The organism is Gilvimarinus sp. 2_MG-2023, from assembly GCF_030547685.1.
In the GTDB taxonomy this organism is placed as follows: domain Bacteria; phylum Pseudomonadota; class Gammaproteobacteria; order Pseudomonadales; family Cellvibrionaceae; genus Gilvimarinus.
In genome coordinates, this window is the sequence record NZ_JAUOQM010000009.1 from 12,264 (window position 1) to 31,150 (window position 18,887).

At 54.2% G+C, this 18,887-nt stretch carries 10 protein-coding genes; 4 read left to right on the forward strand and 6 right to left on the reverse strand.

Annotation, left to right across the window (positions count from 1 at the left end; all coding sequences use genetic code 11):
* Positions 1-8 precede the first annotated feature (8 nt).
* Entirely contained in the window at positions 9-1,043 is a 1,035-nt protein-coding gene (locus tag Q4526_RS01980) for an isopenicillin N synthase family oxygenase (protein WP_215975061.1), read from the reverse strand.
* 211 nt (positions 1,044-1,254) lie between these two features.
* Here Q4526_RS01980 and Q4526_RS01985 point away from each other — a divergent pair, with 211 nt between their 5' ends.
* Positions 1,255-1,539: a hypothetical protein gene (locus Q4526_RS01985; RefSeq protein WP_215975062.1), complete on the forward strand. Its 285-nt coding sequence runs from the start codon at positions 1,255-1,257 to the stop codon at positions 1,537-1,539.
* 77 nt (positions 1,540-1,616) lie between these two features.
* Here the strand turns inward: Q4526_RS01985 and Q4526_RS01990 are convergent, their stop codons facing one another.
* From Q4526_RS01990 to Q4526_RS02000, 3 genes are all read right to left on the reverse strand, one after another.
* On the reverse strand, positions 1,617-2,420 hold the full coding sequence (locus Q4526_RS01990; protein WP_215975063.1) for an SDR family NAD(P)-dependent oxidoreductase: 804 nt from the start codon (positions 2,418-2,420) through the stop codon (positions 1,617-1,619).
* A gap of 24 nt (positions 2,421-2,444) precedes the next feature.
* Complete coding sequence (locus Q4526_RS01995) at positions 2,445-3,434, reverse strand: zinc-dependent alcohol dehydrogenase family protein (protein WP_215975064.1); 990 nt, start codon at positions 3,432-3,434, stop codon at positions 2,445-2,447.
* A gap of 69 nt (positions 3,435-3,503) precedes the next feature.
* Positions 3,504-4,487 carry an LLM class oxidoreductase gene (locus tag Q4526_RS02000; protein ID WP_215975065.1) on the reverse strand — a complete coding sequence of 328 codons (984 nt, stop codon included), beginning with the start codon at positions 4,485-4,487 and terminating at the stop codon, positions 3,504-3,506.
* Positions 4,488-4,609: 122 nt separating this feature from the next.
* On the opposite strand from Q4526_RS02000, the gene Q4526_RS02005 reads away from it, so the two are divergent.
* Both Q4526_RS02005 and Q4526_RS02010 read left to right on the forward strand, forming a co-directional pair.
* Positions 4,610-5,503 carry a LysR family transcriptional regulator gene (locus Q4526_RS02005; RefSeq protein ID WP_215975066.1) on the forward strand — a complete coding sequence of 298 codons (894 nt, stop codon included), beginning with the start codon at positions 4,610-4,612 and terminating at the stop codon, positions 5,501-5,503.
* A gap of 49 nt (positions 5,504-5,552) precedes the next feature.
* Positions 5,553-6,683, forward strand: coding sequence for an MFS transporter (locus tag Q4526_RS02010; protein ID WP_215975067.1), 1,131 nt, complete (start codon positions 5,553-5,555; stop codon positions 6,681-6,683).
* A 229-nt stretch (positions 6,684-6,912) separates the two neighbouring features.
* On the opposite strand, the gene Q4526_RS02015 is transcribed toward Q4526_RS02010, so the two are convergent.
* Positions 6,913-8,877 carry a DUF2075 domain-containing protein gene (locus Q4526_RS02015; RefSeq protein ID WP_215975068.1) on the reverse strand — a complete coding sequence of 655 codons (1,965 nt, stop codon included), beginning with the start codon at positions 8,875-8,877 and terminating at the stop codon, positions 6,913-6,915.
* Positions 8,870-9,097, reverse strand: a complete 228-nt coding sequence (locus Q4526_RS02020) for a helix-turn-helix domain-containing protein (RefSeq protein ID WP_215975069.1) — start codon at positions 9,095-9,097, stop codon at positions 8,870-8,872. The genes Q4526_RS02015 and Q4526_RS02020 overlap by 8 nt, the downstream gene beginning before the upstream one ends.
* 1,159 nt (positions 9,098-10,256) lie before the next feature.
* Here Q4526_RS02020 and Q4526_RS02025 point away from each other — a divergent pair.
* Positions 10,257-18,887 (forward strand): cadherin domain-containing protein (locus tag Q4526_RS02025; RefSeq protein WP_215975070.1); only part of this gene is annotated, 8,631 nt, incomplete at its 3' end.

Genomic DNA, 18,887 nt, shown 5'->3' on the forward strand with positions numbered 1-18,887 from the left:
AACGCCCCCTATAAACCGTGATAGCCAAAGCTATCCACATTGCGAGCGTTTTCCGGCAGGCTAATCTCACCGCGTGCCAGCTTTTCTTTTAAATACCCAAAGGTATGAATGGTTTGTGCGTATAGGTGGTCACCGCATTTGATTGTTTCGTACTCCCGATCTTGTCGCCCTTTGGGCAATGAGGCGATAGGAGCGATTTCGGTTTCGTAATCGCAGGCACAGAACAAAGGAAATGAATAACGTTCCTCTTTGACTTTGCGAACCCGATGCGAGGTTGCCACAAATTGACCATTGCTGAGCACCTCCAGCATATCGCCAATATTAATGACAAACGCGTCGTCTTGTAGAGGGACATCAATCCACTCGCCAGCGCCGTTGATAACTTCAAGGCCCGGAGCGGTAGGCAGCAAAATGGTAAAACACTCGTAATCGGTGTGAGCGCCAATACCGGGGCGGTCCGATGGAGCCTCGGCGTTAAAGGGGTAGTGAATCATACGCAACTGACTGGGAGGATGATTCACGTTGCGCGACAACGCATCTTCCTCCAGGCCCAACGCTAACGCGAAACCGCGAAAAAGTGTATCGGCCACCTTGAGCGCCGCACGGTAATAAGCTTGCACATCTTCTTTAAAGCCCGGAGCATCCGGCCACTGATTAGGTCCGAGCATAGGGTGCCGCCCTTGCTCACTGAGATAATCGTAGTTGACGTCATAGGCTTCTTTAAAATCGGGAGCGCCGTTACCGAGCTTTTCTTCACCCTCGGGAACGTAGCCGCTGTGATTTTCCGACTGACCGATATAGAAACGCATTTTTTCATCGAGTGGGCGAGCAAAATACTCTTGTGCCCGGTCAATTAAACGCTGGCGTATTTCGGGCGCCACACCGTGGCCGGTGATATATAAAAATCCGACATCGCGCGCGGCATCGCCCAGTTCATTCGCGACTTTCTGCCGCTCTTGGCTATCGGCACTAAACAGACCGGCAATATCCACACTCGGCAGCGCAGTAAACGCCGTATGGCTTGATGGGGTGGTGTCTGGCATTGGGGCAACCTCCTGAATAAGTTGGAATATTCAAAACGTCGCCTGGTCGTCCAGACAAAGAAACGGCAAGCCGCTCCGGGTCGTCCCGGATACTTCTTAGCGGATATACAGCAATGCTTATACCAACATATAAAAATGCGCCTAAATGCTTGATTTTTAGCCAATTAATACGCAACACTCGATACAAAGACGCATCGCCTGCAGACCCTAAATGGTGCGCACGCCCTTCGCCGCGCACCATTTGAGTCAATTTATAGAGCCCCAGCACCCATCAACATCTCTTAAGAAGATGCTCAAAATTAATGGCAAGCTGCGCACCGACAACGGCGAGGCCATGCGCGACGCCTGCGTGCAGGGCATCACCATCAACTCCAGCTGGAGCGCCTATCAACAATTGCGCAGCGGCGAGCTGGTGCACATTCTTAAAGACTACCCGCTGGTGTCCAACATCTTCTTCTTATCCGTGCTCCGCACTGACTGCTTTCGTTATCCGTAGGCCGCCTTATTTATGCCCTCACCCAACTAGCCACCTCTACCCAACAAGGCAGCGTTGCAGTAATACTGCGCGCACGGCTATTCAATGTTTATCAGCCTGTTGAGTTCTCTCATAACTTTGCCGCCTTTTACTTCGTTCAATGCATCCGGATGAGGATCGGCAAATGCTCCTTTATCATTGTCAAAGTAAAGCCCAGAGGCCTGATCAAACTCCGGGCTCAAAGCAGCCTTTAACAGAATGTCGGCACCAATACTTAAATCGTTACCGGCAACACCAAAACCTTCTTTCACCATTTTACTGGCGAGTAACGAGCCGGGATTAACCGCGATTATCGCCGGCCCTTTGCTCTTCAGTTCAAGGCCAAGCTGGTGCGACCACATGGTGAGCGCCAGTTTGCTTTGCGCATAGGCTGCAAAGTCGTCGTTCAAGATTTTTTTGCCTGTCAGCGCCTGTAAATCCACCGGTGCCTGAGCGGCGGATGATAAATTAATGACCCGGCCACCGGGCGGCATTAGCGATAACAGGCTGGTGGTCAATAGGTAGGGGGCGAGAGCGTTCACCACAAAGCGAACATCCTGCCCGCTGGCATTAAGCGGTTGGGCAATGTTGTAAACACCGGCGTTATTGATAATCACATCCGGCGCGACACTCTGGCTTTTGATTTGTTGCACCATGGCCGCCACCTCGGCCAAGTCGGAAAAGTCCGCCCGGTAGGTGCTAATGGATACCGCACCACACTCGCGCAAGGTTTTTGCGGCGGCGTTTAGCTTGGCTTCACTGCGCCCGTGAATCAGCAGCGAGTGACCAAGCGCCGCTAATTTTTGTGCGGTTAACAGGCCAATGCCATCGGTGGCGCCGGTAATCAGTATCGCTTTGCTCATGGTGCTCTCCGTGTTTAAGGTTCACTAGAAAATGGTAATAACCACTTTGCCCATGCCCTGCCCGCTCTCGGCGTAATCGTGCGCGGCGGCGGTTTCGGCCAGAGTAAATTGCTGCTCGGTCAGTACCGGCTTCAGCTCGCCGGCATCCACAATGCTCGCCACCTGCTTTAAAATTTCACCGTGGCGCTCGCGTCCGACGTTGTGCAGCATCGGCAATAACATAAACACAATGTGCATGCTGGCGCCTTTAATATGAGCCAGGGTTAGGTCGATTTCCGACATGGTAGAGGTCGTTGCAATTTGGCCGTTCAACGCAATCGCCTGAAACGAGTTGAGCAGGTTGGCATCGCCGACGGTGTCGTAAATCACATCGAAGCCTTTGCCCGCGGTGTGCTGCTCGACATACTCATCCACCGCTTGGGTTTTGTAGTTGATGCCTGTCGCGCCGAACGATTCAATCAGTTGCAGCTGCTTGTCGCCGCCACCGGTGGCATACACCTCGGCGCCTAATTGTTTGGCCAGCTGCGTGGCAATATGCCCAACACCACCGGAACCACCGTGTACCAATACTTTTTGCCCGGCGCTGACACCGGCGCGGGTAAGGCCTTCAAAGGCGGTAATGCTCACCAACGGCAAAGCGGCTGCCTCGGCCATGCTTAAGGTTTTGGGTTTGTGCGCCATCAAGCGCGCATCGGCGACCATGTACTCGGCCAGAGTACCGGGTAAGTCCGCCAGGCCACCGGCGCAGCCGTAAACTTCATCCCCTACGGCAAAATCCGTCACGCCTTCACCGACCGCGTCAACGGTACCGGCAAAGTCCATTCCCAACACGGCGGGCAGAGCCGGGGCAAAAGGTAAGTCTTCCCCGGCGGTGCGAATTTTGTAGTCCACGGGGTTAACACTGGTGGCGGCGATGCTCACCAAAATATGGCCGGGCTTAACCTCGGGCTGGGCGATCTCGCTCAAGGTAAAGTGCTCACTGCTGCCGTACTGGCTTAAGGTCATTGCTTGCATAGTGTTCTCCTAAAAATTAATTAAAAAAATAAAGAGTGCGGACAAAGTTTGCGGGCTGGGTTGGGCCGCTTATGCCAATGGCACGCTGGGAAATTCGGGCAGTACATCGCGGGCCAAAACCTCCAGTGTCGCTTCAATAGGGGCGCGGTTAAATCGCAAATTAAGCGCCACATGATTAATGCCTATGTCTTGCAGCGCGTGCAGGCGCTCCACCAAATGGCGGCTGCCCACGTGTAGCCCCAAGTGAATTGCCTCGGGTTTTGCATCCGGGTTTTCGGCCAAATCGATATACAGCGGCTGCATAACCGGCTTGGCAGGCCCGCCGGCCGCTTTTACCCGCGACCGCCACGCATCAATAATGATTTTTTGTTGGTCGGTAGCGCGCGGGTAAAGCATCCAGCCGTGGCCGTTTTGCGCAATCCACTCGGGCGCCTGCTGGCTGGAGCCGGTAATCAGCAAAGGCACTTCGCGCGCGGTGGGCTTGGGCAATAACTCCAGCTCCGGGCTCAGTTGGCCGTAGCGGTTATTGACCTCGGCCGGGTTGTGCCAGGCGCTCTGAATGTATTGCAGGGCATCGCGAAAGCGCTCTGCGCGATCGGCAAAGGGGATCTTCATCGCTGGGTACTCTTGCGGCCGATCGCCCGAGGCCACGCCCAACAGCAAGCGCCCGCCGCTTAACTGATCCACACTGGCCGCCGCTTTTGCCACATGGGCGGGGTGGCGCAGCGGCAGCACAATGCTGGATACCCCCAAAGCAATATCAGAGGTTTGAGCCGCGAGATAACCCAGGTACACAAAGGGGTCATAGACCTGACCGGCATCGCCAAACGAGGGCACATTAAAGGGCACATCGCGCAGCCAAAGCGCGGCAAAGCCCAGTTGCTCGGCCAGCCGAGTACGCTCAATGTGCGCCTGCATCGCAGGTACCGGGTTGTCTGGGTAGCGCTCCAAGGGCGCTACTAAACCTAAGGTTAAGCGCGAGGGACGAAACACGCGGGTATAGGCGGCGTTTAGCGTCTGAAATGACTCGGCAATAGGGGCAAATGTATTCACAAAATGGCTCCTTCGGCTCGTAAAGCTTTGCGCTTATCGATAAGGGCCAGTATATTTACACTTGATCTTGTTGATAATGCCGTATTTTAAACAATCACTTTTAAGATTTTGTTGATAATGTTATGAACATAGAGCATTTGCGCTTATTCGTTCGCGTGGCGAGCACACACAACATCAGCCAGGCCGGCGAAGAGCAAAACCTGTCGCCGGCAGTGGCCAGTGCCTATATCAACAAGCTAGAGAAGAGCTTGGCAACGCGGCTGATACACCGCACCACCCGGCATGTATCGCTCACCGAAGACGGCGAGGCATTCTTACCCCACGCCGAAGATGTGCTCGCCAGCGTCGAGGCCGCCGAGGCCGCCATAGGCCGGGGCAATCACGCCCCCAGCGGCACCTTGCGTATCACCGCCCCGGCCTCTTTCGGGCGCATGCATTTAATGCCGCAAATGCATGGCTTTATGCGGGCCTACCCCAACTTGACCATCGACTGCCGCTTCTCGGACGCGATTGTGGATTTGGTTGAAGGCGGTTTTGATATCGCCATTCGCAATGCCGAGCTTAAAAGCTCCAGCCTGATCGCCCGCAAGCTGGCACCGGATAACCGCATACTCTGCGCCGCGCCTTCCTACCTAGAAGAGTTTGGTGTGCCGCAAACACCGCACGAACTGACTCAGCACCAATGCCTGACGCTCACCGGATTAGACACCTGGCGCTTTACCGGCCCCGAGGGGGCAATCGCGCTCAAAATTAAGGCCAAACTGCGCACCGACAACGGCGAAGCCGTGCGCGACGCCTGCGTGCAGGGCATTGGCATCACCATCAACTCCACCTGGAGCGCCTATCAACAATTGCGCAGCGGCGAGCTGGTGCACATTCTTAAAGACTACCCGCTGGTGTCCAACACCTCCCTCTGGGCCGTCTACCCCAGCTCGCGGCAACTGGCACCCAAAGTGCGGGCGTTTATTGATTACTTTGCCGGCTTATACAGTGGAATACCTTACTGGGAGCGATAAAGCATCATGCTACACTGGCGCCTCATGATGAAACCTCCACACTCTCTTGATGCCTAACTCCAACACGCCCGCCACTCGCTTAGCCACCCGCCTCGGTTTTTTAGTGGCGGGGTTTGGTATTGCCTGCTGGGCGCCGATGGTGCCTTTTATTAAAAGTGATTTAGGCATTAGCGAAGCTATTCTGGGTGTACTGCTTTTGTGTATTGGTTTTGGCTCTCTGGTTGCCATGGTGTTAACCGGTATTATTGCGACGCGTATTGGCAGCCGGTCGGTGATTCTGATCAGTGGCTTTGCGCTCGCATTAATCTTACCGCTCTTACCCTACGCCGCTAGTATTGAACTGCTCGGTGTTGTTTTATTCGCATTCGGCGCCGCCATGGGTTCACTGGATGTTGCTATCAACCTGCACGCCATTGAAGTGGAGCAAGCATCAGACCAACCCCTTATGTCTGGTTTTCACGCCATGTTTAGCTTGGGTGCGTTTATCGGTGCGGGCTTTATTACCTTGCTGCTGTCATTGCAATTAAATTTATTAACCGCGTGCCTGGCAGGTACCGTGATCATGATTGGGACAATGGCTTTTTCCGCCCCCAAATTACTGCATGACCGTCCACCCGCAGGCGATACAACACTGGCCATGCCCCGCGGAAAAATTTGGCTTATTGCCGCGCTTACCGCCATCGCCTTTCTAGCCGAGGGCGGCATTCTCGACTGGAGCGCGCTGCTTATTGTGGCAACGGAAAAAGTGCAGGCAAGTCACGGCGGTTTGGGTTACATGTTGTTTGCGATTGCCATGGTAGCGGGTCGCCTTAACGGTGACCGACTCGCCACCCGCTTTGGCGACTACCGTTTACTCGTCAGCAGCGGGTTACTCTCGGTTGCGGGCTTTGTGGTTTTACTGGCCATCGACCAAACAACCGTTTCGCTCGCAGGCTTTACGCTAATCGGTCTGGGGCTCGCCAACATTGTTCCCGTACTGTTCCGCCGCGCCGGCAAACAAAAAGACATGCCCCCCGCACTCGCCATCTCCGCCGTTACCACCGCCGGCTACGCCGGCATCCTCATCGGCCCGGCACTGATTGGTTTTGTCGCTGAATGGGTAGGCCTTACTACATCGTTTTGGATACTGGCAGCGATGCTGTTGTCAGTGCCCTTAGCGGCCAAATCGAGCAGCCGTTAGCGCACCGGTGCTAACTTCATATTCAACCAGTAGGTCACGGGTTTAGCGCGACAGGCAGGCTTGCCCGAACCGTCCGCAACTACGTTAGAGGGGGCGACTAAGGCATGGACTTATGGTGTGCTGGGCGTCGTGGTAGGGGAGCTAAAAGTGGCACTTCGTAATATAACTGAATTGACGCATCTATTCTCCTACAAAATGAATGCTTTTATCGTGCTGAACTCCAAACCAACTACAAAGAACCTAGATCTTTAATTCCGCACTTCAGTAGGTATTGATAAGTGCCGTCGTAGAAGTCGGGGTTTCTGGTTCTGTCGTTTACGCTTCCTTCCGGAATATAAATGATCATGCCTTGTCTAGCTCTAGTTAAGAGCACACGGTATGCATTTTTAAGGTAACGCTGGTTGTCAATATTTTTGCATTTTTGCCACTTTGTGCCTTTAAAGTTCCAATGCTCAAAGCTTTTATCAATATATCGATAATCGGCATCCCATGCGACTAAACACCAGTCTAGCTCTAGCCCCTGAACTTGAAACTCGGTGGCGACATCCTCTAGAAAGTTTGATGATCTAACGTCATCACAGTCATTCAAAAACCAGTGTTTAGGATCTGTCTCGTTCTTAGCAAATATTCCTTCGGGCTTTAATCTAAGAGCACCAGAAGAGGCGAGCACTCCAGATGATTCGTTACCCCTCTGCTTTTGCGCAATCCATTGTTTGGCCTGCCTTAACGATCGAGTGACTCGGATGGGAAAGTCGTCTTTTAATCGAAGAGTTTCAGTTTTAGCTTTTTCGTGATCACCGTCTACTAGATAATGTATTGCGTTAGATAAATGCTCGGCGCGAAAAGATCTCATCGAGGTAGATAGGTGAAGCTCGGATATCGACTTGGCCTCAGTAAAACTGGCTTCTTTTAGGTCGTCGGAAACATAAGTTCCGTTAAATAATTGACTGGAATAATATATGTCCCAATTCGTAAATCGGTTCTCCAGCGCTTCAATCCAGCCTATTAAACCTATTTCTCCTGTGTAAATTTCTTGGCCTCCACCAATTAAAGCAACAATAACCGACCATTGTTCATGTCGATCCATGACCTCTATTAAAAACTCAGGCTCAGACATAGAAAAATCTGCCATGCCACGCTTATTTTGCATAAAATCGCTAGCTTTGGTTTTATTCCAAGCTCTTTGTGCCTCATCGAATATAGCCACTTGCTCTGGTGGTGTACTGCCGTCAAAGTGAGAGTCGCGGAAACGATGTATATTTTGAATCATTTGTTCTGTTTTACGGCGTGCATCACCGATTTTAATTTCTTTATTATTTGCCTGATCTCGGGCAAGTGCTTCTTGTAGTACAGAAACCAAAGGTCCGTTTCCGCTAAGAAATACAGAGTATAGAGACTTATCTGAGTTGGAATTTTTACTGGCGATATTGAGGCCAACAAGAGTTTTTCCGGCGCCGGGAACTCCAGTTACAAAGCAAATTGATTTCTTATGATGTGCCTTGCTGTATTCAATAATGTCATCAATTTTTTTGCTGGTTGTGACGATGCATGTTTTGTCTGCTTCGCTACGGGTAATATCGGCTACGTTATGAGAGCTGTAGAGCGCTTGCGCTGCTTCAATAATAGTGGGCGTTGGAAGGTAGCCGGATTTCAGCCATTGCTGTATATCTAATGAAGACCGTGGGACCACGTTGAGTATATGGTTGATACTGCTTAATAGTTGATTTGATGATATACAAATAACCTTGGCGACCTTATCTGAAGCTATTTCTAACGAGTCATCAGAATCTTCTGCATTGGTAGCAAGCAGCAGTGGAATTATGGTTTTGTCATGGCTACCTTTGTGAAAGTTCTTCAGGTCGAGCGCATAGCCATGACATTGACGTATATCAGCGGAGTAGAACTGCTTAGCGCCTACCTTAAACTCAATTACAAATATAATACCACCAGCAGTTAAAACGACATCAGCTCGACGCCCTACTCTGGGAATGTACATCTCAATAAAAATATGGATGTCATTCGCGCTTAAGCAGCTTAATTGTTCTTTTAAGAGGTCAACTTCCACTCTCCATGCGCGGGTAGCACTATGCTGAAGTGTTTGGGTGTGCGCGCTGGTCAATTTCCCAACGATGTACTCAGTAGATTCGCTTAAGAAGCTACTGAGCGGGCTCGAATACATGGCTGGACTAATCACTGGCGACACCAATGTCGACGAGCTCTGTGGTTTTTACTTCTAAAGCGCCTGAAAGTTTAAATAAATTAATTAGGCTGACATTCCGCTTACCGCGCTCGACGCTACTGATATAAGTACGATCGAGCCCCGCGAGTGCGGCTAGACTCTCCTGAGAAAGGTTTTTCGCTAGCCGTAACGCTTTGACTTTATGCCCAAAAGCTTCGAGTAAATGATCTGACATAGTATCTCCTTAGATTGTCAGATCATCTTTTTGTGTAGACCATAAGTCTACGGACTATAAGTCACAAAATGGGCGTAGCACCTTTACTGGAGCAACTGTGCAGGTAGGGTGGCGCGTAACTAGCTACGAAGTGACGCTTTTGGGTCCCATGCAGCCAGCCAAGCGGAGGCCTATTCTAGGGGGTAAGCAAATAGGGACAAGGTGAATTGCACAGCAAGAGAGGGCAGCCTGGGCTGCATTTGCGCAAGCATCGTCTCGCCATGGACGGCGTGTCGATGCGGCCCTCTAAAATCGGCTGTAGCGAGGGAACCCGTTAGGGCGGAGATGCCGGGGCGGCCTTTCTTTTGGTTACTTTGATTTGGCCAAACAAAGAAAAGTCACTCGCCACGCTCGGCGATGCGAGCTTATAAACAAGACAATTCTGGGACAGCCACACTTTTCCGGCCACACAATTTTCCGTTCAGCGGAATACGTTGAGCTTTTCGCCTGCTTTATCCACAAGCCAAGAAACCAATTGAGCGCGCCAAACACTCATAATTTATTGATAATATTTGACTATTCCTTTTAGCTGTCACGCTCAATTTCTCTAGAGCGGTGTGCAACTGTCTACCGAAGAACCAGCTGAAGCCTTAAATCCCACAAAGGTCGACGGGCTCGATAGCGTCTTCGTTGTTAGATATCTGGGCTTACTGGTCTTCAGTAATGGTATATCCATTGCTCCTTGATTCTGGCGTGCTGGACGACGGAAGCCGTCACATTAGGCATTATAGGTTCGCCACCAGGCCCCATCGCCCGTATACCGTTCCCCGCACACCGCTCCCTCTTCAGAAAACCAACTTCAGCACTCTCTATTTAACCGATTTACCGAGTGGGGTGCGCACCACTCATAATAGAGGCAAAACCGAAACTGGGTAAAAAATGGGCGCGGCCATAAGCCGTCTGCCCCACTAAGGCCGGTACTGCCTAGAACAAGTCAAACATATACCTTTTGGCATATGACCTTTACATACCCTTACCGTCAGAATTATTATTGGTCATTTAGTGCTCAACGAAAGCGCCCCGAACCCACACTAACAGCTGTAATCATTTACCCATGTAGCTGCATCACGCTTTGATATAGGTAATCGCAGGCTCTCTAAAAATAGGAAAGGGAATATTTATGGATCAGTCGCCTGTGCAAAAGCTCCTTGTTATTCGCCAGCCAGATGGGCAATTAGTCACTCAATCGCTCCCCCTCGAACAACCTATAATGGCAGTACCGCAAAGCGGTTATGCGATTATCGATCCGGCAACAGGCAAAACCCCCGCCAACCTAATCGCCAAAAAACGCGACGACGACTTAGTCATTGACCTGGAAGGCGAGCAAGCCATAGTGGTTGAGGCCTTCTTTAGCACTGAAGGCACCGTGTTTGTTCCGCAAGCGACACTGGCCGACGATGCACTTACCGGCGCAGCCTTGGATGCCCTCGCCGCAGCCGATGGCAATGAAGACTCTATTGTTTGGCCGCAAAGCTCAGAGGACGAGTCATCGCTTTTGACTCCAATCGGTTGGGGTGTGGGCTTTGTGGGTGGGTTGGCACTCGCGCTGGGTGGTTCCAGCAGCAGCGATGACGCAACAAATCCAACCGGGCCAGCACCAACCCCAGATCCAGAACCTATCGTTACCAACATTACTGGCACCCTAGTGGCAGGCCCCGTTATTGAAGGCAACGGCCTCACTGTGGATGTGTTTGCCGCCGACGGCGTAACATTGCTCGGCACCACAACCGTTGATGCCAACGGTCAGTTCATCATTGATGTAGGTGACTACACGGGCGCTATTATCGCCCGTGTGCGCGACGCAGACGATGGCGCCGACTACCTGGATGAAGCCACCAACCAACCAACCGATCTGACCGCAGACCTTAGCGCTATTGGCGTTGTAACCGAAGCGGGCAGCCGTGTTTCGCTTAACATCAACCCGGTTACCACGCTGGCGGCGGAGTTTGCGCTCAATAACAGCAGCGACGGTTCGCTAACCGCGGAGTCGGTTAACGCGGCCAACCAAGCCATTGCCGAACTGTTCAACCTGGGCAACTTGCACGATGTCACCCCGAGTGCCACCAACAACGGCACTTTTGATGGCACCGATGGCTTCTCGCCAGCCGAAATGTATGGCCTGCTATTAGCAACCTTCTCAGGGGCGGACCAACATAACGCCGGTGACAGCCAGGCCACTATTCACGACATTTTAGCCGCCATCAGTACCGACGATTCAGGCAACCTGGTGCTTTCTGAGCAGGGGCAGAGTCAACTGCTGGCAGGCGCGGATCTTGTCACTCTACCTTCCGGCGACACAACGACTCACAATGTCGCGCCAATGATTGATACTTACGCACCGACCTTTACCTCAGAGCCGGTGGCAGACAACCTGGCCGAAAACAGCGGCGCCGCGCAAACCGTTTTTACCGCCGCCGCCACCGATGCCAGCATCATCAGCTACAGCATTAAGCAGTCTGACGACGATGACTCCGCCCTGTTTAGCATTAATGCCCAAACCGGCGACCTTACGCTAACGCACAACCCAGACCACGAAGCGCAAGCCAGTTATCAGCTCACCATTATCGCCACCGACAGCGCCGGCAACAGCAGCGAGCAAACCCTGACCCTGAACGTTGACGACCTTGACGAATCCACCCCCAACTTTACCTCCGCATCAACCGCACCCGCCATTGAAGAAGACTCCGGGGCGGGCCAGGTCATATACACCGCTGTGGCTACCGACACCGCCGATGTGGATGACAGTACCGACACCTCAGCAGCGCTCACCTACCAATTAAAACAAGAGGGCGACCACGCAGAGCTTAGTATCGACGCCAACACAGGCGAGGTAACGCTGATTGCGAACCCCGACTTCGACACCCAAAGTCGTTACGACTTTACCGTTATCGCCACGGATGTTGCCGGCAATACCACAGAGCAAACCGTGAGTCTGGACATTGACGAAGTCGCGGATGTACCACCGCCGGTCACCCCAGACACCACCAGCCCGGTTATTACCTCTGCCGCAACGGCCCCGGCCATCGACGAAAACTCCGGCGCAAACCAAGTTATTTATACCGCAAGCGCTACCGACAACAGCGCCGTCACCTACTCCCTGACGGCCGGTAGCGACGCGGCACTGAGCATTAACGCCAGTACCGGCGCGGTTACACTGTCCGACAACCCCGACTTTGAAACCAAAGCCAGCTATAACTTTACCGTCGTCGCCACCGACGCTGCCGGCAATACCAGTGAGCAAGCGGTCAGTTTAAGCATCAATGATATTGCCGATGAAACAGCGCCTACCGTGAGCAGTGTTGCCATTACCAGCGCTACCGGCATCCAAAACAGCGCCGTAAATGCCGACGATGTCGTCACCGCCACGGTAACCATGAGTGAAGCCACCAATGTCGACACCACCGATGGCGCCCCGCGCTTAGCACTTAACATTGGCGGCAACACCGTTTACGCCAACTACGCCGGCGGCAGTGGCACCAACGCCTTAACCTTTATCTATACGGTGCAGGCAGGCGATACCGACGCCAACGGCATCAGTATTGTTGCCAACGCGCTGAACGCCAACGGCGGCACACTCGAAGACGCCGCCGGTAATACCGCCGAGCTTGCTCACAGCGCCGTAACCGATAACGTCAGTTATTTGGTGGATACCACCGCCCCTACCGCGCAGGTTATTCTTAACCCACTCCAGCATATGCTCGAGCCCACGGGCGTCACGGATGGCGATGACCAAGCCCCCCAAATCACCGCCCTGGGCAGCGACGGCGCCTTTGCCGTGACTTGGTTTGGAGAGGATGCCGGTGGCGATAACAGTATTTTTGTGCAGCGCTTTAACAGCAGCGGTGCGGTGGCTGACTCACCGATATTACTTGAGCCCGACGGTGTCACGAATGGCAATGACTTTTTCCCCCAAATCACCGTCCTGGGCAGCGACGGCGCTTTTGCCGTGACTTGGTATGGGCAGGATGCCGACGGCGATTACAGTATTTTTGTGCAGCGCTTTAACAGTGCCGGCGCGCCATTGGGTAGCCCCATACTGCTCGAGCCCGACGGTGTCACGAATGACCATGACCTAGACCCCCAAATCACCCCTTTGGGAAGCGACGGCGCCTTTGCCGTGACCTGGCATGGATTCGATGCCGGCGGCGATTACAGTATTTTTGTGCAGCGCTTTAACAGTGCCGGCGCAGCAGTAGGCAACCCCGTACTGCTAGAGCCCGACGGTGTCACAAATGAAAATGACTATGTCCCCCAAATCACCGCCCTAGGCAGCGATGGCGCCTTTGCCGTGACCTGGAGAGGAGACGATGTCGGCGGCGATTTAAGTATTTTTATTCAGCGCTTTGACAGTGCCGGCGCAGCGGTAGGCAACCCCGTACTGCTGGAGCCCAACGGCGTCACGAACGGCATAGACAGTTACAACCAAATCACCCCCCTGGGCAGCGACGGCGCCTTTGTCGTCACTTGGCGTGGGCAGGATGCCGGCGGCGATTACAGTATTTTTGTGCAGCGCTTTGACAGTGCCGGTGCACCGGTGGGCAACCCCGTTCTGCTGGAACCCGACGGCGTCACAGGTGGCGGTGACTATGCCCCCCAAATCATCCCTCTGGACAGCGACGGCGCCTTTGTCGTGACTTGGTATGGAATCGATGCCAGCGGCGATTTCAGTATTTTTGTGCAGCGCTTTAACAGTGCCGGCGCAGCGGTGGGCAGCCCCGTACTGTTGGAGCCCGACGGTGTTACGACTAGTACTGATCGAGACCCCCAAATCACCGCCCTGGGCAGCGACGGTGCCTTTGTCGTGACTTGGCATGGGCAGGATGCCGACGGCGATTACAGCATTTTTGTGCAGCGCTTTGACAGTACCGGCTCAGCGGTGGGCAGCCCCATACGGCTCGAGCCCGAAGGCGTCACGGGCGGCGGGGACGAAAACCCCCAGATCACCGCCCTGAGCAACGACGGCGCTTTTGCCGTGACCTGGCGAGGAGCGGATGCCGGCGGAGACGACAGCATTTTTGTCCAGCAATTTAACGCCGACGGTACACCAGTACTACAAAGCACCATTGATGCCTCAGGTTCAGTCACAGTGCAAAGCACCGAAGTAGGCACGGCCTATTTAGTCCACGACTCGGTCACCGTAACCAGCGTCAGCGACATTACCGGCGCGGCGGATCAGTTCTGGAACCAGGCCGCGATTGCCACCGCCAATACCGATGTCAGCGTGGCGGCCACAGGTTTGGCCGATGGCGACTACCAAGTGTACACCGCCGATGCGGCCGGTAATGTATCCGCCGCAGCGGCCACCGGTATCACCATCGATAACACAGCGCCCAGCTTTACCAGTGGCGCAAACGCCACGGCTATTGATGAAAACAGCGGCGCCGGGCAAGTGGTTTACGACGCCGATGCCACCGACGTTACTGATTTAACCTACAGCCTAAAAGCCGTAGACGACCACGCCGACTTCACCATCGAAGAAGCCACCGGCGAAGTCACCCTAACCGGCGACCCAGACTTTGAAGCCCAGAACAGCTACAACTTTACCGTCGTCGCCACCGATGCACTGGGTAACAGCTCCGAGCAAGCAGTGACTTTGGGTATTAACGACATAGCCGATGAAACGGCACCCACGGTCAGCACTGTTGCCATTACCAGCGCTACCGGCATCCAAAACAACACCGTAAACGCTGACGATGTGGTCACCGCCACGGTAACTATGAGTGAAGCCACCGATGTCGACACCACTGATGGCACACCGCGCTTAGCACTGAATATTGGCGGCAATAGCGTTTACGCCACCTACGCAGGCGGCAGTGGCACCACGGCACTCACCTTTACCTACACCGTGCAGGCAGGCGATACCGACGCCGACGGCATCAGCATTGAAGCCGATGCGCTGGATGCCAACGGCGGCACGATTGAAGACGCCGCCGGTAATACTGCGGTGTTGACTCATATTGCAATTGCCGACAATGCCGGTTATTTGGTGGATACCACCGCCCCCACCGCGCAGGTTGTTTTATACCCCATACAGCATTTGTTAGAACCCGACGACGTTACTAATGGGGACGATCAGCATCCCCAAATCTCCTCCCTGAGCAGCGACGGCGCCTTTGCCGTGACTTGGTCTGGCGTCGATACCGGCAACGACAATAGTATTTTTGTACAGCGGTTTGATAACAGCGGCGCAGTGGTTGGCTCGCCGATATTACTCGAGCCCAATGGCGTAACATTGGGTAATGACATAAGCCCTCAAGTCACCGCATTAGGCACCGAGGGCGCTTTTGTGGTCACTTGGCGTGGAGAGGATGCCGACGGCGACGACAGCATTTTTGTTCAGCGTTTTGACAGCAGCGGCACGGTAGCTGGCTCGCCGATAGCACTTGAGCCCACTGGCGTGACGGATGGTGATGACGATGATCCTCAACTCACCGCACTGGGCACCGAGGGCGCTTTTGCGGTCACTTGGAACGGGAGGGATGCCGACGGCGAAGACAGCATTTTTGTGCAGCATTTTGACAGCAGCGGCGCGGTAGCTGGCTCGCCGGTAGTACTTGAGCCCACTGGCGTGACGGATGGCGGTGACTATTATCCTCAGCTCACCCCACTGGGCGCAGATGGTGCCTCTGTGGTCACTTGGTCTGGTCAGGATACCGATCGCGACCTCAGCATTTTTGTGCAGAGATTTAACAGCAGCGGCGCAATGATTGGCACTCCAGTATTGCTTGAGCCTAGTGGCGTAACAACGGCGAGCGACGTATATCCTCAAGTTGCTGCATTAGGAAGTGATGGTGCCTTTGCTCTGACATGGAGTGGGGGCGATACCGATGGCGACCTCAGTATTTTTGTGCAGCGTTTTAACAGCAGCGGTGTGGCCGTTGACACGCCCATAAAACTTGAGCCCGATGGCGTAACGAACGGTACTGACCAAGCCCCCCAGCTTGTCGCGCTGGGCACCGACGGCGCCTTTGTGGTCACTTGGAGTGGGCTTGATACCGATGGCGAAGACAGTATTTTTGTCCAGCGTTTTGACAGCAGCGGTGTGGCCGTTGACACGCCCATAAAACTTGAGCCCGATGGCGTAACAAACGGTACTGACCAGGCACCCCAGCTTATCGCACTGGGCACCGACGGCGCCTTTGCGGTTATCTGGTCTGGGGTTGATACCAACGGCGACAACAGTATTTTTGTACAGCGCTTTGACAGCAGCGGTGCGATGGTCGACACGCCGATTTTGCTTGAGCCAGATGGTGTTACAAATGGTTCTGACGACAACCCACAAATTACCCCTCTGGGTACCGAGGGCGACTTTGCGGTAACGTGGTCTGGGAGAGATGCCGATGGCGACCACAGTATTTTTGTACAGCGCTTTAACGCTGACGGCACCCCCGTTCTGGAAAGCACCGCAATGGATGCCTCAGGCTTGGCCACCATTCAAAGTGCAGAACCCGGAACCGCCTACTTGGTACACGACTCAATTACAATCAACACCCAAAGCGATATCACCAGCGCGGCGGATCAGTTCTGGAACCAGGCCGCGATTGCCACCGCCAATACCGATGTCAACGTCGCCGCCACAGGTTTGGCCGATGGCAATTACCAGGTGTACACCGCCGATAGGGCCGGTAATTTATCCACCGCTGCGGCCACCAATATCACCATCGACAACACACCGCCCAGTTTTACCAGCGGTTCGACCGCCGCCGCTATTGAGGAACACAGCGGCAGCGGCCAAACCGTTTACACCGCCATCACCACCGACCTTACCGACCTTACCTACACCCTAAAAGCCGTAGACGACCACGCCGACTTCACCATCGACGAAACCACTGGCGAGGTAACCCTAACCAGCGACCCGGACTTTGAGACCCAAAGCAGTTACGACTTTACCGTCGTCGCCACAGATGCACTGGGTAACAGCTCCGAACAAGCCGTTACTTTGGGCATTAACAACACCGCCCCCACCGCACAGGTTATTCTGGACCCAATGCAGTATATGCTGGAGCCCAACGGCGTCACGAATGACCAAGACATAGCCCCCCAAATCACCCCCCTGGGCAGCGACGGCGCCTTTGCCGTGACCTGGTATGGAAAGGATGCCGGCAACGATTGGAGTATTTTTGTACAGCGTTTTGACAGTGACGGCGCGCCGTTGGGTAGCCCCATACTGCTCGAGCCCGACGGTGTCACGAATGGCCACGACAAAGACCCCCAAATCACCCCCCTGGGCAGCGACGGCGGCTTTGCCGTGACTTGGTATGGGTGGGATGCCGACGGCGATTGGAGTATTTTTGTACAGCGTTTTGACAGTGACGGCGCGCCGCTGGGTAGCCCCATACTGCTCGAGCCCGACGGTGTCACGAATGGCCCTGACCTATATTCCCAAATCACCCCTTTGGGAAGCGACGGCGCCTTTGCCGTGACCTGGTATGGATACGACAGCGGCAGCGATTACAGTATTTTTGTGCAGCGCTTTAACAGTGCTGGCGAACCAGTGGACAATCCCATACTACTCGAGCCTACGGGCGTCACGGATGGCCATGACTATGCCCCCCAAATAACCCCCCTGGGCAGCGACGGCGCCTTTGTCGTCACTTGGTATGGAATCGATGCCAGCGGCGATTTCAGTATTTTTGTGCAGCGCTTTGACAGCATCGGTTTGGCCGTTGATACACCGATATTGCTTGAGCCAATTGGCGTGACGAATGGTACTGACTACGACCCACAAATCACCCCCTTGGGCAGCGACGGCGCCTTTGCCGTGACCTGGTATGGATACGATGTCGGCAGCGGCCGCAGTATTTTTGTGCAGCGCTTTAACAGTGCCGGCGCAGCGGTGGGCAGCCCCGTGTTGCTGGAGCACGACGGTGTTACGACTAATACTGATCAAGACCCCCAAATCACCTCCCTGGGCAGCGACGGCGCCTTTGTCGTGACCTGGTATGGGTACGACGGCGGCAGCGATTCCAGTATTTTTGTGCAGCGCTTTAACAGTGCTGGCGAACCAGTGGACAATCCCATACTACTCGAGCCTACGGGCGTCACGGGTGGCAATGACGACGCCCCCCAAATCACCCCCCTAGGCAGCGACGGTGCCTTTGCTGTGACTTGGAGAGGGTACGACGGCAACGATTTAAGTATTTTTGTGCAGCGCTTTGACAGCATCGGTTTGGCCGTTGGTACGCCGATATTGCTTAAGCCAATTGGCGTGACGAATGGTACTGACTACGACCCACAAATTACACCTTTGGGCAGCGAGGGCGCCTTTGCGGTGACTTGGTCAGGGCTAGATGCCAATGGCGACCGGAGTATTTTTGTGCAGCGCTTTAACGCCGACGGCACGCTGGCGTATCCTGACTCGACAATTATTAATGCATCGGGAACAGTCACGGTACAAAGCTCCGACCCCGGCACCGCGTATGTAGTACACGAGTCAATTACGGTTAATACCCTAAGCGATATTACCGGCGCGGACGACCAATACTGGAACCAAGCGGCCATTGCCACCGCCAATACCGATGTCAGCGTGGCGGCGACAGGATTAGCGGAGGGTAATTACCAGCTGTACACCGCCGATCCGGCCGGCAACTTATCCGCCGCTGCGGCCACCCCCATCACCATCGACAACACTCCGCCCAGCTTTACCAGCGGCGCGACCGCCACGGCCATTGATGAAAACAGCGGCAGCGGCCAAACCGTATACACCGCCGCTGCCACCGACGTGACCGACCTAACCTACACGCTAAAAGCC